The sequence below is a fragment of the uncultured Paracoccus sp. genome (assembly GCF_945915435.1).
In the GTDB taxonomy this organism is placed as follows: domain Bacteria; phylum Pseudomonadota; class Alphaproteobacteria; order Rhodobacterales; family Rhodobacteraceae; genus Paracoccus.
Window position 1 is genome coordinate 89,391 of the sequence record NZ_CAMEFG010000001.1, and the last position, 23,246, is coordinate 112,636.

20 protein-coding genes and 1 pseudogene are annotated in these 23,246 nt (G+C 64.7%); 7 read left to right on the top strand and 14 right to left on the bottom strand.

The features are described from left to right. Positions 1-4: 4 nt before the first annotated feature. From Q0O97_RS00465 to bhcR, 12 genes are all read right to left on the bottom strand, one after another. Positions 5-769, bottom strand: a complete 765-nt coding sequence (locus tag Q0O97_RS00465) for a squalene/phytoene synthase family protein (protein WP_294923201.1) — start codon at positions 767-769, stop codon at positions 5-7. Further along, a complete protein-coding gene (cimA, locus tag Q0O97_RS00470) occupies positions 766-2,388 on the bottom strand; it encodes a citramalate synthase (RefSeq protein WP_294923204.1) in 1,623 nt (540 codons plus the stop codon). Before cimA ends, Q0O97_RS00465 begins: the two co-directional genes overlap by 4 nt. Before the next feature lie 32 nt (positions 2,389-2,420). Further along, on the bottom strand, positions 2,421-3,833 hold the full coding sequence (cysS, locus tag Q0O97_RS00475) for a cysteine--tRNA ligase (protein ID WP_294923207.1): 1,413 nt from the start codon (positions 3,831-3,833) through the stop codon (positions 2,421-2,423). A gap of 260 nt (positions 3,834-4,093) precedes the next feature. Beyond that, on the bottom strand, positions 4,094-4,507 hold the full coding sequence (locus Q0O97_RS00480; RefSeq protein WP_294923209.1) for a pore-forming ESAT-6 family protein: 414 nt from the start codon (positions 4,505-4,507) through the stop codon (positions 4,094-4,096). Positions 4,508-4,600: 93 nt separating this feature from the next. Then, entirely contained in the window at positions 4,601-5,698 is a 1,098-nt protein-coding gene (locus Q0O97_RS00485) for an ABC transporter ATP-binding protein (RefSeq protein ID WP_294923441.1), read from the bottom strand. A 29-nt stretch (positions 5,699-5,727) separates the two neighbouring features. After that, positions 5,728-6,534 carry an ABC transporter permease gene (locus Q0O97_RS00490; protein ID WP_294923212.1) on the bottom strand — a complete coding sequence of 269 codons (807 nt, stop codon included), beginning with the start codon at positions 6,532-6,534 and terminating at the stop codon, positions 5,728-5,730. Next, positions 6,531-7,397 carry an ABC transporter permease gene (locus Q0O97_RS00495; RefSeq protein ID WP_294923215.1) on the bottom strand — a complete coding sequence of 289 codons (867 nt, stop codon included), beginning with the start codon at positions 7,395-7,397 and terminating at the stop codon, positions 6,531-6,533. The genes Q0O97_RS00490 and Q0O97_RS00495 overlap by 4 nt, the downstream gene beginning before the upstream one ends. A 296-nt stretch (positions 7,398-7,693) precedes the next feature. Beyond that, the gene (nrdF, locus tag Q0O97_RS00500) at positions 7,694-8,665 is read right to left on the bottom strand and encodes a class 1b ribonucleoside-diphosphate reductase subunit beta (RefSeq protein ID WP_294923218.1); all 972 of its coding nucleotides are present in this window, start codon (positions 8,663-8,665) and stop codon (positions 7,694-7,696) included. Positions 8,666-8,673: 8 nt separating this feature from the next. Continuing rightward, a complete protein-coding gene (gene nrdE, locus Q0O97_RS00505) occupies positions 8,674-10,809 on the bottom strand; it encodes a class 1b ribonucleoside-diphosphate reductase subunit alpha (RefSeq protein ID WP_294923221.1) in 2,136 nt (711 codons plus the stop codon). Beyond that, positions 10,791-11,207 carry a class Ib ribonucleoside-diphosphate reductase assembly flavoprotein NrdI gene (nrdI, locus tag Q0O97_RS00510; RefSeq protein ID WP_294923224.1) on the bottom strand — a complete coding sequence of 139 codons (417 nt, stop codon included), beginning with the start codon at positions 11,205-11,207 and terminating at the stop codon, positions 10,791-10,793. Before nrdI ends, nrdE begins: the two co-directional genes overlap by 19 nt. Before the next feature lie 16 nt (positions 11,208-11,223). Further along, the gene (gene nrdH, locus Q0O97_RS00515) at positions 11,224-11,445 is read right to left on the bottom strand and encodes a glutaredoxin-like protein NrdH (RefSeq protein WP_294923227.1); all 222 of its coding nucleotides are present in this window, start codon (positions 11,443-11,445) and stop codon (positions 11,224-11,226) included. A gap of 375 nt (positions 11,446-11,820) precedes the next feature. Next, entirely contained in the window at positions 11,821-12,660 is an 840-nt protein-coding gene (gene bhcR / locus Q0O97_RS00520) for an HTH-type transcriptional regulator BhcR (RefSeq protein WP_294923229.1), read from the bottom strand. Between the two features lie 171 nt (positions 12,661-12,831). Between bhcR and bhcA the strand changes: the two genes are divergently transcribed. From bhcA to uraH, 6 genes are all read left to right on the top strand, one after another. Then, the gene (bhcA, locus tag Q0O97_RS00525; RefSeq protein ID WP_294923232.1) at positions 12,832-14,019 is read left to right on the top strand and encodes an L-aspartate--glyoxylate aminotransferase BhcA; all 1,188 of its coding nucleotides are present in this window, start codon (positions 12,832-12,834) and stop codon (positions 14,017-14,019) included. A 14-nt stretch (positions 14,020-14,033) separates the two neighbouring features. After that, positions 14,034-14,981, top strand: a complete 948-nt coding sequence (bhcB, locus tag Q0O97_RS00530) for a beta-hydroxyaspartate dehydratase BhcB (protein WP_294923444.1) — start codon at positions 14,034-14,036, stop codon at positions 14,979-14,981. A gap of 10 nt (positions 14,982-14,991) precedes the next feature. Continuing rightward, positions 14,992-16,158: a 3-hydroxy-D-aspartate aldolase BhcC gene (gene bhcC / locus Q0O97_RS00535; protein WP_294923236.1), complete on the top strand. Its 1,167-nt coding sequence runs from the start codon at positions 14,992-14,994 to the stop codon at positions 16,156-16,158. Next, positions 16,158-17,120 carry an iminosuccinate reductase BhcD gene (bhcD, locus tag Q0O97_RS00540; RefSeq protein WP_294923239.1) on the top strand — a complete coding sequence of 321 codons (963 nt, stop codon included), beginning with the start codon at positions 16,158-16,160 and terminating at the stop codon, positions 17,118-17,120. The genes bhcC and bhcD overlap by 1 nt, the downstream gene beginning before the upstream one ends. 302 nt (positions 17,121-17,422) lie before the next feature. Beyond that, complete coding sequence (locus tag Q0O97_RS00545; RefSeq protein ID WP_294923242.1) at positions 17,423-18,904, top strand: nucleobase:cation symporter-2 family protein; 1,482 nt, start codon at positions 17,423-17,425, stop codon at positions 18,902-18,904. A gap of 69 nt (positions 18,905-18,973) precedes the next feature. Then, complete coding sequence (gene uraH, locus Q0O97_RS00550) at positions 18,974-19,327, top strand: hydroxyisourate hydrolase (RefSeq protein WP_294923245.1); 354 nt, start codon at positions 18,974-18,976, stop codon at positions 19,325-19,327. 128 nt (positions 19,328-19,455) lie between these two features. Here the strand turns inward: uraH and Q0O97_RS00555 are convergent. Next, positions 19,456-20,620 (bottom strand): annotated as a pseudogene (locus tag Q0O97_RS00555) (IS5 family transposase). A gap of 144 nt (positions 20,621-20,764) precedes the next feature. After that, positions 20,765-21,664, bottom strand: coding sequence for a LysR family transcriptional regulator (locus Q0O97_RS00560; RefSeq protein WP_294923248.1), 900 nt, complete (start codon positions 21,662-21,664; stop codon positions 20,765-20,767). 129 nt (positions 21,665-21,793) lie between these two features. Here Q0O97_RS00560 and xdhA point away from each other — a divergent pair, with 129 nt between their 5' ends. Further along, positions 21,794-23,239, top strand: coding sequence for a xanthine dehydrogenase small subunit (xdhA, locus tag Q0O97_RS00565; protein ID WP_294923252.1), 1,446 nt, complete (start codon positions 21,794-21,796; stop codon positions 23,237-23,239). Positions 23,240-23,246 lie beyond the last annotated feature (7 nt).

Genomic DNA, 23,246 nt, shown 5'->3' on the forward strand with positions numbered 1-23,246 from the left:
CTTTTCATTCCCACCAGCGCCCGGTCAACGCCAGCCGGCCAAGCGCGAAACGGCGGCGGAACTCGGATGCCGCGATGGGTGCGGGCTTGCCGCTTGCCGCGATTTCACGCAGCGCGGCGGTGTGGCCGATGCCCCGAAACAGCACCGGCGCGATCCGGCGCGGAACCTGCCGCCGCGCGGCCCTTGCCCGCCCAAGCGCCTGCAAGCCCTGCCCCGCCAGTTCCGACAACAGCGCCGGATCGGGACGCGCCAGCCCCATTCCAAGCGCATCAAGCTGCGGCAGCGCCGCCAGCCAATGGGCCAGCCCCGTGCCAAGGGCGTGGTCCTGCGCCGGCCCATCGGCGCCCGAGGGCGCGCCGAGCGTCAGCACCGCATGGCGCATCAATGCGCCCGAGGTGGCACGGACATAGGCCAGGACATCCTCGACTTGGCTGAAAGGCTCGCGGTAGCAGTCGCGCCGCCGGGCCTCGACCAGATCGACCAGCACCGCCGCATCGTCGCCCCACGCCTCGGCCAGCGGCCCCAGCAGGTCATGGGCGGACACATCGCCGCGTCCGATCCGGTCAAGCTGGTCGGCCCACCATTGCAGCCGCATCTCGGCGATCAGCGGTTCGTTCGCCTGCAAGGGCGCGCGGGCCAGTTCGTTGTTCAGCGCGTAAAGCGTCCAGATCCGCCCCCGCGCATCGGGGGGCAGGATCAGGCTGGCACCGAAACGGTCCGGGTCGCTTTCCCGCAGGCCCTCGGCGATGGGGGCAAGGGGATCGCTCACTTGGGCTGGACCCCGTCATGGACCAGCTTCCAGTCGATGGCATCGACCAGCGCCTCGAAACTGGCATCTACAAGGTTGGGCGAGACGCCGACCGTGGACCAGCTTCGCCCCCGGTCGTCGGCGCTGTCGATATTGACGCGGGTGACGGCATCGACCCCCGCGCCGGTGATGCGGACGCGGAAATCCGTCAGCCGCATCCCATCGACCGAGGCTTGGTAAGGTCCCAGATCCTTGGCCAGCGCGTGCCACAGCGCGCTGACCGGCCCCCGGTCGCCGCCGTGTTCGTCCATGCTTTCGCTGGCCGAGATCAACCGCTTGTCCCCGATCCGCGCCACGACCACCGCCTCGGAGACCGAGATGCGGCGGCCAAGCGCGTTCATCCGCCGCTCGATCGTCACGCGGTAACGCTCGACCTGGAAGAAGGCGGGAAGGATGCCCAACTCGCGCCGCGCCAGCAGCTCGAAACTGGCCTGCGCGCCGTCATAGGCATAGCCTTGATCCTCGCGCGATTTCACCAGTTCCAGGATGCGCGGCAAGGCGGGGTCGTCGCGGGCGATGTCGATCCCTGCATCAGTCAGGCGCGCGCGCAGATTCGACTGCCCGGCCTGGTTCGACATGGGAATGATGCGCTGGTTGCCCACCGATTCGGGCGGGACATGTTCGTAGGTCGCGGGGTTCTTGACGATGGCGCTGGCATGCAGCCCCGCCTTGTGCGCAAAGGCCGAGGCCCCGACATAAGGCAGATCGCGGGCCGAGGCGCGGTTGAGGATCTCGTCCAGCCGCCGCGAGATTCGCGTCAGGCTGGCCAGCCCCCCGGTCCCGACCCCGATCTGCAAGGTCGAGGCATAGGGTTCCTTCAACAGCAGCGTCGGGATCAGGCTGGTCAGGCTGGCATTGCCGCAGCGTTCGCCAAGGCCGTTCAGCGTGCCCTGCACCTGCCGCGCGCCCGCATCCACCGCCGCCAGCGTGCAGGCGACCGCGTTGCCGGTGTCGTCGTGGCAATGGATGCCCAGCCTGTCGCCGGGAATGCCCGCGGCGATGACCTGTGCCGTCACCTCACCCACCCGCGCGGGCAGGGTGCCGCCATTCGTGTCGCACAGCACCAGCCAGCGCGCCCCCGCATCCAGCGCGGCGCGCAGGCAGGACAGCGCGAAACCGGGGTCCTCGGCATATCCGTCGAAGAAATGCTCGGCATCGAAGATCGCCTCTCGCCCCTGCGCCACGACATGAGCGACCGAGGCGCAGATGTTTTCAAGGTTCTCGTGGGGCGTGATCCCAAGCGCCTCGCGGACATGGAAGGGATGGGTCTTGCCGACAAGGCAGACGGTGGGCGTCCCCGCGTTCAGCACCGCCGCCAGCACGTCGTCGTTCTCGGCCGAGCGACCCGCGCGTTTCGTCATCCCGAAGGCCGTCAGCGTGGCGCGGGTGGGCGGTGCGGCGGCGAAGAACTCGCTGTCGGTCGGATTCGCGCCGGGCCAGCCGCCTTCGATGTGATCGACGCCAAGCCCGTCCAGCAACAGCGCGATCTCGGCCTTCTCGGCGGCCGAGAACTGCACCCCCTGCGTCTGCTGACCATCGCGCAGCGTGGTGTCGTAAAGGTAAAGGCGCTGGCGGGTCATCGGGGCTTTCCCCTCGTGCTGGCTGGATGGGTTCATTGCGGCAGCTTGCTTTCGTCGAAATCGGGACCGGGGACAAGCTCGATCCCGGCAGCGGACATGCGCACCTCGACCCCGGCGTCCAGCAGCGCCGATTTCAGCGCATCCACGGCGGCGAAGTCCTTGCTGGCGCGGGCGTCTAGGCGCAACGCCTCCATACGCCGGGCCAGCGGGGCAAGGTCCGGCCCTGCGGCGATCCATCCCCCCAATTCGTCGCTCAGCAACCCCATCAGCCGCGCGCTGGCCAGCAGCGCAGGCCCGTCCCCCTGCCCCGCAAGCTCGTGCAACGCGGCAATGGCGCCCGCCGTATTGAGGTCGTCGGCAAGCGCGGCAAGGACCGCGGGCGCCGGGCTTGGCGCGGGTTCGATGCCCGCGACAAGCCCCCGCCACCTGCGCAGGATGGTTTCCGCGTCCGTGGCCTTGCGTTCGGTCCAGTCCATCGGCTTGCGGTAATGGGTCTGCAAGAAGACGAAGCGGATCACCTCGCCCGGCACGCCCCGGTCCAGCAGGTCGCGGACGGTGAAGAAATTGCCAAGCGACTTGGACATCTTCCGCCCCTCGACCTGCAACATCTCGTTATGCAGCCAGAAACGGGCGAAATCGTCATGGGGATTGGCGCAGCAGCTTTGCGCGATCTCGTTTTCATGGTGGGGGAATTGCAGGTCGATGCCACCGCCGTGAATGTCGAAGCTGGCGCCCAGCAGTTCCTGCGACATGGCCGAGCATTCGATGTGCCAGCCCGGACGCCCACGCCCCCACGGACTGTCCCACCCCGGCAGGTCGTCGGGCGAGGGTTTCCACAGCACGAAATCCATCGGATCGCGCTTGAAGGGCGCGACCTCGACCCGCGCGCCCGCGATCATGTCATCGACCGAACGCCCCGACAGCGCGCCATATTCCGCGTAGGATCGCACGTCGAACAGCACATGGCCCTGCGCCGCGTAAGCGTGGCCGCGGGCGACCAGGTCCTGGATCATGGCGACCATCTGGGGAATGTATTCGGTCGCGCGCGGCTCGGCCTTGTCGCCCACCTGCCCGCGAATCGCGGGGCGAAGCGCGCCAAGCGCATCCATGTCCTGATGATACCAGCCGATCGTCTCATCCGTGCGCTGGCGGATCAGTTCTTCCAGCGAACCTTGCGCGCCCGCCTGCCTGCGCGCCTGCGCGGTGGCGTTGATCTTGTCGTCGACATCGGTGAAGTTGCGGATATAGGTCACCGCATCCGCGCCGTAGACATGGCGCAGCAAGCGGTTGAGGATGTCAAAGACGATGACGGGCCGCGCATTGCCCAGATGCGCCCGGTCATAGACCGTCGGGCCGCACAGATACATGCGCACATCCCCCGCGTCGATCGGGTGAAAATCCTCTTTCCGGCGGGTCTTGCTGTTCGTCAGTCGAATCTGGACCATGACTTCCCCTGTCGCGGGCGTCATCTGGTCACGCTGATACGCCCGCCTGAATAATCAGCCGATAATGCTGCAAATGGTGGCGGTTTGCGCGATCATGGCTGACCGCTTAGCGCATCGCGGCACCCGTGCCAAGACGGGCTGCGCAAAATCGCGGTGATGGGAAAGCCGGTCGGTCGGTTCGTGCCACAGGTAGCGCACGGACGCCGTCGGGGCCTGGGAGGGACGCGCCGCCGATCCGGGACCGGCGGCGCGCGGCGGCCTTAGCTGGGAAGCTGGGCCGCGAGTTCCTGGATCATCGAATCCATCTGCTGGCAAAGCGCCTCGACCGAGCTGCCCTGAGCCGTGGCCGCGTCGGCCAGCGTCTGCTCGGCCCCCATCGCGGAAACGGTCCCGGCGGCGCCCTTCGCCTCGGCGGCATCGCCTGCGGCGGCGTCGCCCTCGGGGATCATGGTCAGCAGGCGTTCCTGGATCTCGACCGCCTGGCCGTCGATGTGGCCCTCGGCCTGGCAATGCTTGAGAACGCCAAGCTGGTTGCGCGCGCTTTCATAGGCCATCGCCGCATCCATCTGCGCAGGTGCTTCTTGCACTGGCGCTTCGGGGGCGGCCGCGTCCTGGGCAAGGGCTACGCCTGCGGTCAGGGCGAGGGCGGGCAGAAAGCTGAATACTCGGATCATGTTGATCTCCGTCGTTGGAAGGTAGGCAAAACGTGGCACTTCCACCCAGGCCCTGCAACCGGGGGCGGCGTAAACTTGCCACAAGCGGATTAACTACCTGAAAAGAATAAGCCCGCCCGGCGACCAACTGACCCTGACACGGGTGCCCACGTCCGGCAACTCGCGTCCGAAGACGTTGCGCATCGAGATGCGGACCGGCGGCGCGATTCCGTCGAAACCGGCGGCTCCGTCCATGCGCACGTCGTAATAGGTCATGTCGCCGTAATAGACGACCTCGTCGATGGTGCCGTGGGTGATGTTGCCGCTTTCGGGCTGGCCCGCGCGCAGAAGCGAGACCGCCTCGGGCCGGAATCCGACCATCGGTCCCGCATCGTCGGGGTTCGCGCGGCTGACATTGCGGTTGGGGATCTCGACCACGCCGAAGCCGGGGGTCTCGACCAGGACGCCCTCGGCCCGGTCCTGGGTCACGCGGGCGGGAAGGAAGTTCATCACGCCAAGGAAATCGGCGACGCGGCGGCTGGCGGGGCGGGAATACAGCGCCTCGGGTCCGTCAAGCTGGGCGATTTCGCCCTCGAACATGACGGCGATGCGGTCGGACATGACCAGCGCCTCCTCCTGGTCGTGGGTCACCAGGACGAAGGTGATGCCGACCTGGCGTTGCAGCTTGATCAGTTCGACCTGCATCTGTTCGCGCATCTTGCGGTCCAGCGCGGAAAGCGGCTCGTCCAGCAGCAGGACCTTGGGCTTGAGGATCAGCGCACGCGCCAGCGCGACCCGCTGGCGCTGCCCACCCGACAGCGCATGCGCGGCGCGGTTGCCATAACCGGCAAGGCCGACCATCGCCAGCGCATCCTCGACCGCAGCGGCCTTGTCGCGCGCCGGACGCGGATCGCGGCGCAGGCCGAAGCCCACGTTCTGCGCCACGCTCAGATGCGGAAAGATCGCATAGGACTGGAACACCATGTTCGTGGGCCGCCGGTTGGCGGGCACATGCACCATGTCCTGCCCGTCGATCATCACCACGCCGTCGGAAATATCCTCGAACCCCGCGATGGTGCGCAGCAGCGTGGTCTTGCCGCAGCCCGAAGGGCCGAGCAGCGAAAAGAATTCCCCCGCGCGGATGGTCAGGTCGATGCCGCGCAGGGCGTGGTAATCGCCGTAATGCTTGTGAACGCCCCGGCATTCGATCATCGGCTTGCGGTCGGATGTGTTGGTGTTGGTCACAAAAGGCCCCCGGATTCGCGCGCGCCCGTGCGGGCCACGCCCCGGCGACGGTAATATTCGGCAAGTGTCAGCATCAGGATCGAGAACAGCACCAGCACCGTCCCCAGCGCCATGATCATCGGGATCTGCGCGGGAAAGCGTAGCTGGCTGAAGATATAGGTCGGCAGCGTCACCTCGTTCCCCGCAAGGAAGAAGGCGATGATGAATTCGTCCAGGCTGATCGTGAAGCTCATCAGCAGCGAGGACACGATCCCCGGCATGACCAGCGGCAGGATGACCAGGCGGAACGCGCTCAGCCGGGTTTCGCCGAGGTCGTAGGCGGCCTCTTCCAGCGAGCGGTCCAGCGCATTGAAGGCGGTCGTCAGGATCAGCGTCGCATAGGGCATGCAGATCAGCGTATGGCCCAGGATGACCGTCAGCAGCGAAAGCCGGATGCCGATGGACAGCAGCACGACCAGCAGGGACATGGCCACGATGATCTCGGGCAGGACGATGGGCAGGATGATCAGCCCCGAGATCGCCCCCTTGCCCGGAAAGCGGAACCGCGTCACCGCCCGCGCGGCGAATATCCCCAGGCAGGTCGCCAGGACCGAAGCGCTGACCGCGATCGTCAGCGAATTCGCGATCGCCCGGCGCAGGGTCGCATTGCCCGCCATCTGGGCGAACCATTCGGTGGTGAAGCCCTTCAGCGGAAAGGCGATGACCGTGCCCGAATTGAAGGCAAAGACCGGCAGAAGCAGGATCGGCGCGTAGATAAACAGAAGGTAAAGGATCGAATAGATCCGCAGGCCCCGCCCCTTCATCGCTGCACCTTCAGGAAACGCCGGTTGACGAGGACGAAGGCAAGGCTGAGGACCGCCACGACCAGCATCGCGGTCACGGCCATCGCCGCGCCAAGCGGGCGGTTGTCCAGCGCCAGCATCTGGACCTGGATCATGTTGGCGACCATCGGAATCTTGCCGCCGCCGATCAGTTCGGGCGTGACGTAATCGCCGATGGTGGGGATGAATACGATCAGCGAGGCCGCGACCACCCCCGGCATCGCCAGCGGCAGGGTGACGCGCCAGAAGGTCATCAGGCGATTTTCGCCCAGATCCCGCCCCGCCTCCAGCAGCGGACGGTCGATCTTTTCCAGCGCCACGAAGATCGGCAGGATCGCGAAGGGCGCATAGGCATGGGCCAGCGTGATCACCATCGAATTGACGTTATAGAGGATGAATGTCAGCGGTTCGTCAATGATTCCAATCGACAGCAGGCCAGAGTTGATGACCCCGTTATAGCCCAGGATCACCTTCCACAGGAAAACGCGGATCAGGTAGCTGGTCCAGAAGGGGATGGTGATCAGAAACAGCCACAGTGCCTTGCGTTCGGGGGCCACGACGAAGGACAGGAAATAGGCCACCGGAAAGGCCAGCACGACCGTGACCAGCGTGACCATCGCCGCGACCCCCAGCGAGCGCAGCATGATCCGGCGAAAGATCGGATCGCCCCAGACCTGAACATAGTTTTCCAGCGTGAATTCGCGAATCACCGTCAGATAGCCGTCCTTGAGAAAGGAATAGGCCAGGATCGTGAACAGCGGCGCGGCAAGCACCAGCACCGAATACAGCAAGGGCGGCGTGATCAGGGTCAGGCCCTGCGCTGTCTCTGACCTGTTTCCTGCCATGAATCCCCTATCCACCCGGATCCCTTGTCCCGTCGATGATTCCCACAAACCGGCCTAAAGGAAAAGTATTTTCATTTCGTGAATATCCCCCGCCCACCGGCGAAAAAGGCGCGCGCCCCGAAAAAGGGGCCGCGCGCCTGCCGTCATGAAAATCGCTGCGACTATAGCACGATCCTGACCGGGGAAAGGTTAAGATTTGGTGTCATCCTGCACGATACGGGCCTTTTTCATCACCCCGGCACGAAAACGCCCGGCGCAAAAGGCGGCGCCGGGCGGTTCCGTGCAAGCCGAAGGGATCAGAAATCCCAGTCGTCGTCCTCGGTCGCGACGGCCTTGCCGATGACATAGGACGAACCGGACCCGCTGAAGAAGTCGTGGTTTTCGCTGTCGGGCGAAAGCGCGGACAGGATGGCGGGGTTCACCTCGGACACCTGCGGGGGGAACAGCGCCTCGTATCCCAGGTTCATCAGGGCCTTGTTGGCGTTGTAATGCAGGAATTTCTTGACGTCCTCGGTCTGGCCGATGCCGTCATAAAGTTCCTCGGTATATTTCGATTCGATGTCGTAAAGATCCAGCAACAGCGAGAAGGCGAAATCCTTCAGCGCGGCCCGTTCGGATTCAGGCAGCTTTTCGGTCGCGCGCTGGTATTTGTAGCCGATGTAATATCCATGCACGGCCTCATCGCGGATAATCAGGCGGATCAGGTCGGCGGTATTGGTCAGCTTGGCGCGGCTGGACCAGTACATCGGCAGGTAGAAGCCCGAATAGAAAAGGAAACTCTCCAGGAAAACGCTGGCGATCTTGCGCTTGTTGGGGGTTTCATGGGCCTTGTACTCATCGACGATCATCCGCGCCTTGGCTTGCAGATGCGGGTTTTCCTCGGACCAGCGGAAGGCCGCGTCCACCTCGGGCGTCGAGCAGAGCGTCGAGAAGATCGAGCTGTAGGACCGCGCATGGACCGCCTCCATGAAGGCGATGTTGGTCAGCACGGCTTCCTCGTGCGGGGTTTGCGCGTCGGGCATCAGCGACGGCGCGCCGACCGTGTTCTGGATCGTGTCCAACAACGTCAGCCCGGTAAAGACGCGGATCGTCAGTTCCCGCTCGGCCGGCGTCAGGGTCGCCCAGCTTGGCACGTCGTTGGACAGCGGCACCTTTTCGGGCAGCCAGAAGTTGACGGTCAGGCGGTTCCAGACCTCAAGGTCCTTGTCGTCCTGGATCCGGTTCCAGTTGATCGCCTTGAGGGCAATTTTCGGGGGCATGTCTTTCATTTTCATCCTCAGAGCGAGCAGGAAACGCAGCCTTCGACCTCGGTCCCTTCAAGGGCCATCTGGCGCAGGCGGATGTAATAGATGGTCTTGATGCCCTTGCGCCAGGCATAGATCTGGGCGCGGTTGATGTCGCGCGTCGTCGCCTCGGCAGGGAAGAACAGCGTCAGCGACAGGCCCTGATCGACATGCTCGGTCGCGGCGGCATAGGTGTCGATGATCGCCTCGGGACCGATCTCATAGGCGTCGCGGTAATATTCCAGGTTGTCGTTCGACATGAAGGCGGCGGGGTAATAGACCCGGCCGATCTTGCCCTCTTTGCGGATTTCCACCTTGGAAACAATGGGATGGATCGAAGATGTCGAGTTGTTTATATAGCTGATCGAGCCGGTCGGCGGCACCGCTTGCAGGTTGCGGTTGTAAAGCCCGTGTTCCATCACCAGATCGCGCAGCTTGGCCCAATCCTCGCGCGTGGGCAGCTCGATCCCCACGAACACCGCCTTGACGGCTTCGGATTCCGGCAGCCAGTCGCGTTCGACATATTTGTCGAAAAACGACCCGTCGGCGTATTTCGACTCTTCGAACCCCTTGAAGCTGGCGCCGCGTTCCCGCGCGATCAGGTTCGAGGCGCGGATCGCATGATAGGCGACGGCGGCGAAATAGACGCTGGTGAACTCGACCCCCTCGGGGCTGCCGTAATGAATGCGTTCGCGGGCAAGGAAACCGTGCAGGTTCATCTGCCCCAGCCCGATCGCGTGGCTTTCATCGTTGCCCCGCCGGATCGAGGGCACCGAGTCGATCGCCGACATGTCCGACACCGCCGTCAGCGCGCGCACCGCGGTTTCCACCGTCCCGCCGAAATCCGCCCCGTCCATCGTCGCCGCGATGTTCAGCGAACCGAGGTTGCAGGAAATATCCGTGCCCATGTGGTCATAGGACAGATCCTCGTGATAGGTGCTGGCCTCGTTCACCTGCAGGATTTCCGAACACAGGTTCGACATGGTGATGCGGCCCTTGATCGGGTTGGCGCGGTTCACCGTGTCCTCGAACATGATGTAGGGATAGCCGGATTCGAACTGGATTTCCGCCAGCGTCTGGAAGAAGGCACGGGCGTTGATCTTGCGCTTCTTGATGCGCTTGTCATCGACCATCTCGTGATATTTCTCGGAAACCGAGATTTCCGAGAAGGGCACGCCATAGACCTTCTGCACGTCATGGGGTGAGAACAGATACATGTCCTCGTTCTGCTTCGCCAGATCGAAGGTGATGTCGGGGACCACCACGCCAAGGCTGAGGGTCTTGATGCGGATCTTTTCATCCGCGTTTTCGCGCTTGGTGTCCAGGAAACGCAGGATGTCGGGGTGATGGGCGTTCAGATAGACCGCCCCCGCGCCTTGCCGCGCGCCAAGCTGGTTGGCATAGCTGAAGCTGTCTTCCAGCAGTTTCATCACCGGGATGACGCCCGAGGACTGGTTCTCGATCCCCTTGATCGGCGCGCCGGCCTCGCGCAGGTTGGTCAGCATCAGGGCGACGCCGCCGCCGCGCTTGGACAGTTGCAAGGACGAATTGATGGCGCGGCCGATGGACTCCATGTTGTCCTCGATCCGCAGCAGGAAGCAGGAAATCAGTTCGCCCCGCGATTTCTTGCCCGCATTCAGGAAGGTCGGCGTCGCAGGCTGGAAACGGCCCGAGATGATCTCATCCATCAGCCGCATCGCCAGTTCTTCGTCGCCCTGCGCCAGGGCCAGCGCGACCATGACCACCCGATCCTCATAGCGTTCGAGGTAACGCTGCCCGTCGCGGGTCTTGAGCGTGTAGCTGGTGTAATATTTGAACGCACCGAGAAAGGTCGGAAAGCGGAACTTGCGCTTGTAGGCCTCATCCCAGATCTTGCGCTGGAAATTGCGCGAATACTGGTCGAGAACCTCGGCCTCGTAATAGCCTTCTTCCAGAAGGTAGCCCAGCTTTTCGTCCAGGCTGTGGAAAAACACCGTGTTCTGGTTGACATGCTGCAGGAAATACTGCCGCGCGGCCAGACGATCCGCATCGAAGCGGATCCGCCCCTGATTGTCATACAGGTTCAGCATCGCATTCAGGGCGTGGTAATCCAGCCCCTGCATGTCCTTGGCTACGCCATCGTCAAGCATTCTGTCCCCCAGAAATCAGCAAGCCCCGCGCGCACGCGGTCAATATCGGTTTCGGTTCCGGCCAGTTCGAATTTATACAGAACCGGGACGGCACATTTTTCGGAAATGACGCGGGCCGAAAGCCCGAACATCGCGCCAAAGTTGCGGTTGCCCGTGCCGATGACCCCGCGCAGCAAGCCGCGCCGCGCGGGATCGTTCAGAAAGCGGATGACGGATTTGGGCACGGCACCGCGTCCCTGCCCGTCGGCATAGGTCGGGCAGATCAGGGCGTAGGGGCGGACGGGCGACGGCATGGGACCGTCCGCGCGCATCGGCAGGCGCATCGCGGGCAACCCCAGCCGCGCGACGAAACGCGCGGTGTTGCCCGTCGCGGACGAGAAATAGATGAGATCGCCCAAGACACCCTCCGCCAGATCAGGCCAGCGATCCGATCAGGTCGGGACGGAAGCCGGCCCAATGGTTTTCGCCGGCGATCACGACCGGAGCCTGACGATACCCCAGTTGCGTGACGATTTCCATCGCCGCATCGTCCTGCGTCAGGTCGATCACATCATAGTTCAGGCCACGGGCATCCAGCGCGCGGGTGGTCGCGGTGCATTGAACGCAGGCGGGCTTGGAATACACGGTGATGGTCATGGCGTCCCCTTCGGATATCTTTATTCTCATATGGAAGGCGACCGCGCTGGCGGACCGGCACCTTCCGGGCCTTGCCTGCTTGCGCTTGTCGGGCCGCCTGCCCGTGACGGTTGTTCGCAGCCCCGGCGATCCGGTCCAAGGCGTGGCCTGCCCGCCCTTCCCCATCGCATCCCGTCGGGGCGGGATTGCCGGGGAAACGGACTTGCCCCCTGCATTCCAGCAAAAGGCCGCGCGGACCCTTCAGGCCCGCCCCACGTTCATTTCGACGACCGAGTCGTAAACACCGAAGCTACACCATATAGATGGCACATCCTCAGTTTCTGTCAATATCTAGTAGCAGCAACAGTTGGGGATAATCCGGGGGATAAGTTGCGATCAACCTTTTCCCGCGCCCTTTCCGCCCTGCGGCGCCTGGTCGAAGGACAGTTCGCGCGCCGCCTGCGCGACCTCTTGCCCCACCGCCGCCAGCCGGTCGTCGGTCATCCGGTGCAACGGACCCGAGACCGAGATCCCCGCGACCGCCTCGCCGAAAAGATCGAAGACAGGCGCAGCGATGCACCGCATCCCTAACGCCCTTTCTTCGTCGTCCAGCGAATAGCCGCGCGCGCGGACAAGGGCCAGGTCCTCGATCAGCGCCTGGGGGTCGGTGATGGTGCGCGGGGTGAAGCGCGTCAGTTCCCGGTCGCGCAGGAAATCGCGCAGGGTCCTTTCCGGCGCATGGGCCAGAAGCGCCTTGCCGATGCCCGAGGAATGCAGCGCCGAGCGCGTCCCCGGCGGAAAGAAGGCGCGAATCGTCTCATGCGTCTCGACCTGGCCGATGAACAGCACCGCGTCGCCGTTGACGATTCCCAGGTTCGCCGTCTCGCCCGTCGCGGCCATCAGGCGGCGCAGCACCGGCCAGGACCTGTCGATCAGCCCCGAGCGCCGCATGAAGGCCGAGCCGTGGCGGAACGCGGTCGGCCCGACATGCCAGGTCTGGCTGACCGGATCGGTCTCGATCACGCCGCGCGCCGCCATCGTCGAAAGCAGCCGATGCACGGTCGAGGGCGCAAGCTCCATCCGCTCGGCCACCTCGCTCAGCGTCAGCCCCGAGGCCCCCGCCAGCAGGTCCAGGATATCCAGCGCCCGGTCCAGCGTGCGCACGCCCGCGCGATCCTCGCCCGAACCCCTGGGGCGGCCCCTCTTGCGGGGAATCACCCTGTTTTCATCGCTCATTTGAATCAGTCCCCTATCGGTGTTGAAAAGCATCCGCCCGGTGCGGAAAAGAGCATTCACCTGATTTTATTCGTTTTTCCCTATTTTTCCACCAGAAAGAAATATTTTTCAGAAAAATTGCGCGAATCCCCGGCCAAGCCTATGATTGCAGGCAAGAGAGAAGGATATGCCATGATCAGCCAGAACCCTGTCTTCATTCCCGGCCCCACCAACATGCCCGAAGCGATGCGCCGGGCGGTGGACATTCCCACCATCGACCACCGCAGCCCGGAATTCGGGCGCGTCCTGCACCCCGCGCTGGAAGGCGTGAAAAAGGTCCTGAAAACGACGCAGGCGCAGGTTTTCGTCTTTCCCTCGACCGGGACGGGCGGGTGGGAAACCGCCATCACCAACACGCTTTCGCCCGGCGACAAGGTGCTTGCCGCAAGGAACGGCATGTTCAGCCACCGCTGGATCGACATGTGCCAGCGCCACGGGCTGGACGTGACCGTCGTGCAAACCCCCTGGGGCGAAGGCATCCCCGCCGATCGGTTCGAGGAAATCCTGACCGCCGACAAGGGCCACGAGATCCGCGTCGTCCTGGCGACCCATAACGAAACCGCGACCGGCGTGCGCAGCGACATCGCCGCGGTCCGCCGCGCGCTGGACAATGCCGGCCACCCGGCGCTGCTGCTGGTCGATGGCGTCAGCTCGATCGGGTCGATGGATTTCCGCATGGACGAATGGGGCGTCGACGTCGCCGTGACCGGCAGCCAGAAGGGCTTCATGCTGCCGCCGGGCCTTGCGATCACCGCCTTTTCGCCCAAGGCGATGGAAGCGGTCGAAAGCGCGCGCCTGCCCCGCACCTTCTTCGACATCCGCGACATGGCGACGGGCTATGCCAAGAACGGCTATCCCTATACGCCGCCAGTCGGCCTGATCAACGGGCTGAACGAAAGCTGCAAGCTGCTGCTGGCCGAAGGGCTGGACAACGTCTTTGCCCGTCACCACCGCATCGCCAGCGGCGTGCGCGCGGCCGTCGACGCCTGGGGGATGCAGCTTTGCGCGCAGCGCCCGGAACTCTATTCCGAAACCGTCAGCGCCATCCTGGTTCCCGAAGGCTTCGATGCGAACCTTGTCGTCAGCCATGCGATGGACAAATATCAGGTTGCCTTCGGCACCGGGCTTGGCGATGTTGCGGGCAAGGTCTGGCGGATCGGCCATCTGGGCAGCCTGACCGACGCAATGGCGCTGCTGGCGCTTTCGGTGGCCGAGATGGTCATGGTCGATCTGGGCCTGCCGGTCAAGCTGGGCCAGGGCGTGGCGGCGGCACAGGAAAGCTATCGCCTCAGCGCCGCACCCGTGCAGAAGGCGGCCTGAACATGCCCGAGGAAATGTATATCCCGACCTATGACGACATGCTTGCCGCGCATGAGCGGATCAAGCCGCATATCCGGCGCACGCCGGTGCGGGTCTCGGATTACCTGAACGAACTGACGGGCGCGCAGCTTTTCTTCAAATGCGAGAACTTCCAGGAGCCGGGGGCCTTCAAGGTCCGCGGCGCCGCCAATGCGGTCTTCGGGCTGGACGAGGCGCAGGCGGCCAAGGGCGTCGCGACGCATTCCAGCGGCAACCATGCGTCCTGCCTGTCCTACGCGGCAATGCTGCGGGGCATCCCCTGCAACGTGGTCATGCCCCGCACCGCACCGCAGGCCAAGAAGGACACGGTGCGCCGCTATGGCGGGGTGATCACGGAATGCGAGCCTTCGACCTCTTCGCGCGAGGAAACCTTTGCCAGGGTGCAGGCGGAAACCGGGGGCGATTTCGTCCACCCCTACAACGACCCGCGCGTGATCGCGGGCCAGGGCACATGTTCCAGGGAACTGGTCGAGCAGGTGGACGGCCTTGACTTCGTGGTCGCGCCGATCGGCGGCGGCGGCATGATCTCGGGCACCTGCCTGACGCTGTCGACGCTGGCGCCGGAAACCAAGGTGATCGCCGCTGAACCCGAACAGGCCGACGACGCCTATCGCAGCTTCAAGGCCGGTCACATCATCGCCGACGACGCGCCCAAGACCATCGCCGACGGGCTGCTGGTGCCGCTCAAGGACCTGACCTGGCATTTCGTCAAGAACCACGTCCATGAGATCTACACCGCCTCGGACGCGGAAATCGTGGATGCGATGAAACTGATCTGGAAACACCTGCGCGTGGTGATGGAACCGTCCAGCGCCGTGCCCCTGGCCACGATCCTGAAGAATCCCGACGCTTTTTCCGGCCAGCGCGTCGGCATCATCATCACCGGCGGCAATGTCGACCTGGACAAGCTGCCCTGGAATTGAGGAGTATCCCATGAACGCGAAAACGGATCTTTCCGGCTACGAAGTCGGCTTCGACATTCCCGCCCTGCCCGGCATGGACGAGGCGGATATCCAGACGCCTTGCCTGATCCTCGACCTTGACGCGCTGGAGCGCAACGTCAAGAAGATGGGCGATTACGCCAAGGCGCATGGCATGGCCCACCGCGCCCACGGCAAGATGCACAAGTCGGTCGACGTGCTGAAATTGCAGATGGAACTGGGCGGCGCCATCGGCGTCTGCTGCCAGAAGGTCAGCGAGGCCGAGGTCTTTGCCCGTGCCGGCATCAAGGACATCCTGGTCAGCAACCAGGTCCGCGACCCGGCCAAGATCGACCGGCTGGCACGGATGCCCAAGGTCAGCGGCGGGCGGGTGATCGTCTGCGTCGATGATGTGGCCAACGTGGCCGACCTGTCGGCGGCGGCGGTAAAGCACGGCACCACCCTCGAGTGTTTCGTGGAAATCGACTGCGGCGCGGGCCGCTGCGGCGTCAAGACCACGCCGGAAGTGGTCGAGATCGCCAAGGCCATCGACACAGCCGAGGGGCTGAAGTTCACCGGCATCCAGGCCTATCAGGGCGCGATGCAGCACATGGACAGCTACGGCGACCGCAAGGCCAAGCTGGATGCCGCCATCGCGCAGGTCAGCGACGCGGTCGAAGCGCTGAAAGCCATCGGGCTGGAACCGGAAATCGTCTCGGGCGGCGGCACGGGCAGCTATTACTTTGAAAGCAATTCGGGCGTTTACAACGAATTGCAATGCGGCAGCTACGCCTTCATGGACGCCGATTACGGGCGCATCCTGGACAAGGACGGCAAGCGGATCGACCAGGGCGAATGGGAAAACGCGCTGTTCATCCTGACCAGCGTCATGTCCCATGCCAAGCCGCATCTGGCGATCGTGGACGCAGGGCTGAAGGCGCAGTCGGTCGATAGCGGATTGCCCTTCATCTATGGCCGCGATGATGTGAAATACATCAAGTGCAGCGATGAACACGGCGTGGTCGAGGACCCCGAGGGCGTGCTGAAGATCAACGAAAAGCTGAAGCTGGTGACCGGCCATTGCGACCCCACCTGCAACGTCCATGACTGGTATGTCGGCGTGCGCGGCGGCAAGGTCGAAACCGTCTGGCCGGTGTCCGCCCGCGGAAAGGCCTACTGATGTGGGTCGTTCCTGAAAGCGAAATCGCGGGGCTGATGACCCCGCAAGCCGCCTTCGACGCGGTGGAATCGGTCTTTGCCGCAATGGCACGCGATCAGGCCTACAACTTCCCCGTGGTGCGCGAGGCCATCGGCCACGAAGACGCGCTTTACGGCTTCAAGGGCGGGTTCGACGCCAGCGCGCCGACCCTTGGCCTGAAGGCGGGGGGCTATTGGCCCAACAACCAGAAACACGGGCTGATCAACCACCAGTCCACCGTGTTCCTGTTCGACGCCGACACGGGCCGGGTCGAGGCGGCGGTGGGCGGCAACCTGCTGACCGCGCTGCGCACGGCGGCGGCCTCGGCGGTCTCGATCAAGCACCTGGCGCCCAAGGGCGCCAAGGTTCTGGGCATGATCGGCGCGGGCCATCAATCGGCCTTCCAGATGCGCGCAGCGGCGGCTGTTCACCAGTTCGACCGCGTCATCGGCTGGAACCCCCACCCCGAGATGCTGACCCGCCTGGCCGATACCGCCGCCGATCTGGGCCTGCCCTTCGAGGCCGTCGAACTGGAGCAACTGGGCGCGGATGCGGATGTCATCATCTCGATCACCTCGTCCTTCGCGCCGATGCTGTTGGACGGGCATGTGAAAGGCCCGACCCATATCGCCGCGATGGGCACCGACACCAAGGGCAAGCAGGAACTCGATCCTGCGCTGGTCGAGCGCGCCCGCATCTTTACCGATGAGATCGCGCAATCCACCACCATCGGCGAGGCACAGCACGCCATCGCCGCCGGCCTGATCGGCGAAGGCGACATCACCCCCCTTGGCGCGGTCATCACCGGCCAGCACGAGGGCCGGGGCAATGCCGAAGTCACCATCTTCGACGGCACCGGCGTCGGGTTGCAAGACCTTGCCGTCGCGGCAAAGGTGCTGGAAATCGCCAAGGAAAAAGGCATCGCGACCAAGGTCGAGATCTGACACGCCGCAACTGCGAAACGGCTTCCGGCCCGGCCCTGGCATATGCCAAGGCCGGGCCGTTTCATGTCATGCCCGCAGGGGGTGGGGCCGCAGGGTTTCGGACGCTTCCGCCTCGGGCGATTTTATACCGTATTGATAGACAGCTAGTTGGGTGCGCTGAAAATAAGGCGCAATTAACAACGGCGCGCCGGGACATTTTAGCGTAATCAGGCGGGCAGGGAGATCGTGGACAACATCGCCAACCGCCGTTCACGATGAAATCTGATACATTAGTTTCTGACACATAGGGAGGTTCAGGACGAATGCAACCCGCACAAGAAACCGCAGGGTTCGATCCTGTCGAGGAAAAGCTGCCGGTCCCCCGCCTCACGGCCCTGGGCCTGCAACACGTTCTGGTCATGTATGCCGGCGCCGTCGCGGTGCCGCTGATCGTCGGCCGCGCCCTGCAACTTTCTCCGCAGGACGTGGCCTTTCTGATTTCGGCGGACCTTTTCGTCTGCGGCGTCGTGACCATCATCCAGTCCTTCGGGGTGACGCAGTGGTTCGGCATCAAGCTGCCGGTGATGATGGGCGTGACCTTCGCCGCCGTCGGCCCGATGATCGCCATCGCAACCTCGAACCCCGGAACGGACGGCGCGCGGATGATGTTCGGCGCGATCATGGCCGCAGGGGTCATCGCGATCTTCCTTGCGCCATTGATGGGCAAGCTGTTGCGATTCTTTCCAAGCGTGGTGACGGGGACGGTGATCCTGGTGATCGGGGTCAGCCTGCTGCCGGTCGGCATCAACTGGATCTTCGGCCTGCCCGCCGGTCCCACCGCGCCGCAGCTTGTCGATCCCGCGGCAACGGCATGGCTGGAACAGGCCCGCGCCGCCGGTGAGGTGCCCGAAAGCGTGCAACTGGCCCCGACGGTCAACAACCCCGAATATGCCTCGCTCTCGCGGATCCTGATCGGGGTGGTGGTGCTTGGCTCGATCCTGCTGATCGCGAAATTCGGGCGCGGCTTCATCGCCAATGTCGCGGTGCTGATGGGCATCGTGGTCGGGGGCGTCCTTGCCGCCGCCATGGGGATGATGCATTTCGACCAGATCGGCGAAGCCAAATGGTTCGCCCTGATCACGCCCCTGCATTTCGGGATGCCGATCTTCGATCCGATCATGATCCTGACCATGGTGCTGGTGATGTGTGTGGTGATGATCGAATCCACCGGCATGTTCCTGGCCCTGGGCGAGCTTTGCGGCCGCAAGATCGAGCGCAAGAACCTGACCGCCGGCCTGCGCGTCGACGGCCTGGGCACCTTCATCGGCGGGCTGTTCAACACCTTCCCCTATACCTCGTTCAGCCAGAATGTCGGGCTTGTCGGCGTGACCGGCGTGCGCTCGCGCTTCGTCTGCGTGGCGGCGGGGGTGATCCTGATCGTGCTTGGCCTGATCCCGAAGATGGCCGCGCTGGTCGAATCGCTGCCGACCACGGTTCTGGGCGGCGCGGGCCTGGTGATGTTCGGCATGGTCGCCGCGACCGGCATCCGCATCCTGTCCACCGTCGATTTCAAGGGGAACCGGCACAACCTGTTCATCGTTGCGGTCTCGCTTGGCCTTGGCATGATCCCGATGGTCGCGCCGGACTTCAACCAGTGGCTGCCCCATTCGCTGCATACGCTGATCCACTCGGGCATCCTGCTGGCGGCGATCGCGGCGGTCGTGCTGAACTGGTTCTTCAACGGCGCACCCAAGAGCAACGAGGCCGACGCAGCCGAAGCCGCCCGCGCGGCAGAGGCCCACTGACGCCACCCTCACCGCAAAAGGGCCGCCCATCCGACAGGTGGGCGGCCATCTCAACAACAAGGAGCCATCATGTCCGGCTATCTGACCACCCACGTCCTGGACACCGCCACGGGCCGCCCCGCGCAGGGTCTGCGGATCGAGCTGTTCCGCCTGTCGGGCGAGGCCCGCACCCGCATCGCCGAGACCGTCACCAACGGCGACGGCCGCACCGACAGCCACATCCTGCCCGCCGAACGGTTCCAGACCGGCGAATATGAACTGGTCTTTCACGTCGGCGACTGGCTGGATGCCCAGGACCATCGGGGCGAGGATCCGCGCTTCCTGAACGTCGTGCCCCTGCGCTTCGGCATGGCGGCGCAGGATCACTATCATGTGCCGCTGCTGATCTCGCCCTACGGCTACAGCACCTATCGCGGAAGCTGAGCCGCCCAGGCACTAGCAGGCTGCTGAAGTAGTCGGGCAAGCGGAACGGTTTCCGCCGCGCTTGGCGGGCGGCTTGATTTTCCGGCCTTTCTTGGCCTTGCGGCATGGGGGTGCGGTGGTTCCTGGCCTCAAATCGCCAGCAGCCGCGGCAGCCGGGCAAGGTTTGCCGCGGCCAGCGTGAGGATGAAGCGGAACCGCACCCGCTCCACGCCGCGATAGAGGGTCTGCGCCGCGCCGCCGACGGTCTTGGACCAGCCGAAAAGCTCCTCGATCCGCTTCCGGTGCTTCTGAGACAGGGCATAACCCTTGTGCCGCGTTGTCCGTCCGTCGATTGCCGAGAACCGCGCCTTCTGCGCGACATGCGGGGTGATGCAGGCTCGCCTGCAATCCGCCACGAACCCGGCAGCGTCGTATGCCTTGTCGGCGCCCAAGGTCAGCTGCCTGGTCGATCCCGGCGAATGCCGGTGCATCATGTCGAGCGCCGCCTTGCGCTCGGCACGACCGTCCGCGTGGGTCAAGTCGCCCTGGACGGCCAGCCCGCTGCGGTTCTCCATGACCGCGTGCCCGATGAAGCATAGAATCGCGCCGGTGCCCGGGGATTTCCGGTAAAGCCGCGCATCGGCATCTGTCGTGGAGGCATGCGTCGCGTTCGTGCGCTTCTGGCCCCTGAAATCCACTTCGGCATTTCGGCTGCGGCTGGCGGGGCGGGACATCGGGCGGGTTTCCGGATCGGGCTGCGGAGATGGGGTCTTGCGGGGCGGCATCCTGTGCCGGAGGATCACCGGGATCGCCGGGATCGCCGTCCTCTTTCGGCCGGATGCTCTTCATGGAAGCCCAAGCCTTCACCAATGTGCCGTCGACCGAGAAGTGGTCGCCCGACAGGAGCGCGGCGACCTCGCGATGCGCGAGAATGGCGGCCATCACCTTGCGCGACATGTCCGTGGTGAGAAGGCGGTCGCGGTTCTTGCTGAACACGGTCGGAACCCAGACCTAGTCGTCGATGCCAAGCCCCACAAACCAGCGGAACAGCAGGTTGTAGTCCAACTGCTCCATCAGATGCCGCTCGGAGCGGACCGAGAACAGAATTTGCAGCAGGCTCGCACGGATCAACCGTTCCGGCGCGATGGAGGGGCGGCCGAAATCGGCATAGAGCCGATCGAACTCGCCATCGAGGCTCGCCAAGGCGTCATGGACGACCCGCCGGATCGTGCGCAGCGGATGCCTGGTGGGGACCCGCTCTTCGAGATCGACATAACTGAACAGCGATCCGCTCGTCTCGTCTGCACCGCGCATGCCTGTCTCCGCCGTTGATCCGCAGCGGGTGAATCATGTTCTGCAATCGGCGTCGAGGCCCGACTATTTCAGCAGCCTGCTAACCCAAGGGCCGGTCCGTCGCGACCGGCCCTTGCCTTTTCGGGGTTCTTGCCTTGTCGGGGTTCAGGCCGCGAAAAGATTGCGCAGGTCACGGGCCGCGAAATCGGCGAACAGCCGCAGCTTGGGATCCTGCAGGCGGCGATGCGGGGTCAGCATCCCGAATTGCGCGGGCACGGGGGCATGTTCGGGCAGAACCTCGACCAGCGTGCCCGCGGCCAGATGCTCGGCGATCTCGTATCGCGGGCGGTTGGCGATCCCCTGCCCCGTCAGCGCCCATTCGGTCAGCACGTCGCCGTCATCGGCATCGAAACGGCCCGAGACCATCATCTTCAGCGGCCCACCCGGCGCTTGCAGCATCCAGAAGAATTCCGGGCTGCGCGGATAACGCAGCAGCAGGCAGTTGTGCCGCACCAGGTCGTCGGGCCGTTCTGGCATGCCATGCCGCGCCAGATATTCGGGCGAGGCGACCAGCGCCCGCCGGCATTCCGCGATGCGCCGCCATTTCAACGCGGAATCGCGCGGCTCACCCAGGAAAAAGGCCAAGTCGATACCATCGGCCACGATATCCACGCTGCGGTCGGACAGCCGCAGCCTGACCTCGACCCCCGGATATTCGTTGCAGAAACGCGGCACCAGCGGCCCGATCAACCGCCGCCCCAGCCCAAGCGGCGCGGTGACGCGGATCGTGCCATGCGGCATGCCGGAAAAGCCGGAAACGACCGCCTCGGCCTCGTCCAGCGATTCGATCACGCGCCGGGCGCTGTCGTAGAAGGCGCGCCCGATTTCCGTCGGGACCAGCTTGCGCGTCGTGCGGTTGAGCAGCCGCACCCCGAAGCGGGTTTCCAGGTTCTTGATCCGGTTCGAGGCGACCGCGGGCGACATCCGCAAATCGCGCCCGCCCGATGTGATCGAGCCAAGCTCGACCACACGGACGAATACGCGCAGACTTTCAAGATAGGACACGGGCGCTCCTGTCATCTTCAATATTTCTTGGAAAGTCTTATTCTCAATCCGGGATTCCGCAAAACAAAAAATTCGCTGTAAGCTGACCAACGCCCCAGCCACACGAACCAGCCAACGACGGAGCAAGCAATGGCATCGGAACTGCGCTTCCTGCTGAACGACACCGAGATCTGCCTGACGGATGCCGCCGGTTCCGACACGCTTCTGGATTTCATCCGGCTCAAACGCCAGCTTTACGGCACCAAGGAAGGCTGTGCCGAAGGCGATTGTGGCGCCTGCACCGTGCTGGTGGGCCGCCTGCTGGACGGGCGGCTGCGATACGAGCCGATCAACGCCTGCATCCGTTTTCTGGCATCCTGCCACGGCTGCCATGTCGTCACGATCGAACACCTGCGCGGGCAGGACGGCCGGTTGCATCCGGTCCAGCAGGCGATGGTCGATCACCACGGCAGCCAGTGCGGCTTTTGCACGCCGGGCTTCGTGATGTCGCTTTACGGGCTGTGGATGACGAATCCCGATCCCTCGGTGGTGGAAATCGAGAACGCCCTGCAAGGCAACCTGTGCCGCTGCACCGGCTATGAACCCATCGTCAAGGCCGCGCTGGCCGCAGCGAAGGCGGGCGGCCAGGCGATGGATGCGCTGGCGCTGGAACGCGACCGGGTGACCGAATGGGCGCGCGCCATCCCCGCCGCCCGCGTCGAGAGCCAGCGCGACGGCGACCGCGCCATCCTGCCCGCCGACAGCGCCGATCTGGCCGCCGCGCTGGCCGAGAACCCCGGCGCCACCATCGTCGCGGGCGCGACCGATGTGGGGCTTTGGGTGACCAAGATGATGCGCAACATCTCGCCCACCATCTTCATCGGCCACCTGCCGGAACTGAAGCAGGTCCGCCAGGACGAGGACGGCTTCACCATCGGCGCCACCGTCACCTATTCCGAATTCGAGCCGGTCATCGCGCAGCACTATCCGCAGGTGCTGGACTATTGGCAGCGCATCGGCGGCTGGCAGGTGCGCAACGCCGGCACCATCGGCGGCAATATCGCCAACGGCTCGCCCATCGGGGAAACGCCGCCGCTGCTGATCGCGCTTGGCGGCAGCGTGACCCTGCGCAGCACCCAAGGCATCCGGCGCGTGGCCTTGCAGGATTTCTTCATCGAATACGGCAAGCAGGACCGCCGCAAGGACGAATTCGTCGAGGCGGTCCACATCCCCCTGCCCGGCCAGGACCGCATCGCGGCCTACAAGGTCAGCAAGCGCATGCATTCCGACATCACCGCGACCGCCGCCGCCTTCCGCATCGCGACCAAGGGCGGGACGATCACCGGCGCGCGCATCGCCTTCGGCGGCATGGATGCCATCCCCCGCCGCGCACAGGGGGCCGAGGCCGCCCTGCTGGGCCAGCCCTTCGCCGCCGCCAGCTTCGAGGCCGCCGCCATCGCCGCCGAAAGCGACTTCCGCCCCTTGTCCGACTGGCGTGCCAGCGCCGATTACCGCCGCAAGCTGGCCGGGAACCTGATCCGCCGCTTCTGGCTTGAACAGGCGGGCGAAACCCACCGCCTGAGCCGCGCCGTCTGAGGAGATA

Excerpts from the sequence above, each read along its gene's own strand:
- cimA (WP_294923204.1), bottom strand. The coding sequence starts at position 2,388 with ATGACCCGCCAGCGCCTTTACCTTTACGACACCACGCTGCGCGATGGT.
- cysS (WP_294923207.1), bottom strand. The coding sequence starts at position 3,833 with ATGGTCCAGATTCGACTGACGAACAGCAAGACCCGCCGGAAAGAGGAT.
- Q0O97_RS00480 (WP_294923209.1), bottom strand. The coding sequence starts at position 4,507 with ATGATCCGAGTATTCAGCTTTCTGCCCGCCCTCGCCCTGACCGCAGGC.
- Q0O97_RS00485 (WP_294923441.1), bottom strand. The coding sequence starts at position 5,698 with ATGATCGAATGCCGGGGCGTTCACAAGCATTACGGCGATTACCACGCC.
- Q0O97_RS00490 (WP_294923212.1), bottom strand. The coding sequence starts at position 6,534 with ATGAAGGGGCGGGGCCTGCGGATCTATTCGATCCTTTACCTTCTGTTT.
- Q0O97_RS00495 (WP_294923215.1), bottom strand. The coding sequence starts at position 7,397 with ATGGCAGGAAACAGGTCAGAGACAGCGCAGGGCCTGACCCTGATCACG.
- nrdF (WP_294923218.1), bottom strand. The coding sequence starts at position 8,665 with ATGAAAGACATGCCCCCGAAAATTGCCCTCAAGGCGATCAACTGGAAC.
- nrdE (WP_294923221.1), bottom strand. The coding sequence starts at position 10,809 with ATGCTTGACGATGGCGTAGCCAAGGACATGCAGGGGCTGGATTACCAC.
- nrdH (WP_294923227.1), bottom strand. The coding sequence starts at position 11,445 with ATGACCATCACCGTGTATTCCAAGCCCGCCTGCGTTCAATGCACCGCG.
- bhcR (WP_294923229.1), bottom strand. The coding sequence starts at position 12,660 with ATGAGCGATGAAAACAGGGTGATTCCCCGCAAGAGGGGCCGCCCCAGG.
- bhcA (WP_294923232.1), top strand. The coding sequence starts at position 12,832 with ATGATCAGCCAGAACCCTGTCTTCATTCCCGGCCCCACCAACATGCCC.
- bhcB (WP_294923444.1), top strand. The coding sequence starts at position 14,034 with ATGTATATCCCGACCTATGACGACATGCTTGCCGCGCATGAGCGGATC.
- bhcC (WP_294923236.1), top strand. The coding sequence starts at position 14,992 with ATGAACGCGAAAACGGATCTTTCCGGCTACGAAGTCGGCTTCGACATT.
- bhcD (WP_294923239.1), top strand. The coding sequence starts at position 16,158 with ATGTGGGTCGTTCCTGAAAGCGAAATCGCGGGGCTGATGACCCCGCAA.
- Q0O97_RS00545 (WP_294923242.1), top strand. The coding sequence starts at position 17,423 with ATGCAACCCGCACAAGAAACCGCAGGGTTCGATCCTGTCGAGGAAAAG.
- uraH (WP_294923245.1), top strand. The coding sequence starts at position 18,974 with ATGTCCGGCTATCTGACCACCCACGTCCTGGACACCGCCACGGGCCGC.
- xdhA (WP_294923252.1), top strand. The coding sequence starts at position 21,794 with ATGGCATCGGAACTGCGCTTCCTGCTGAACGACACCGAGATCTGCCTG.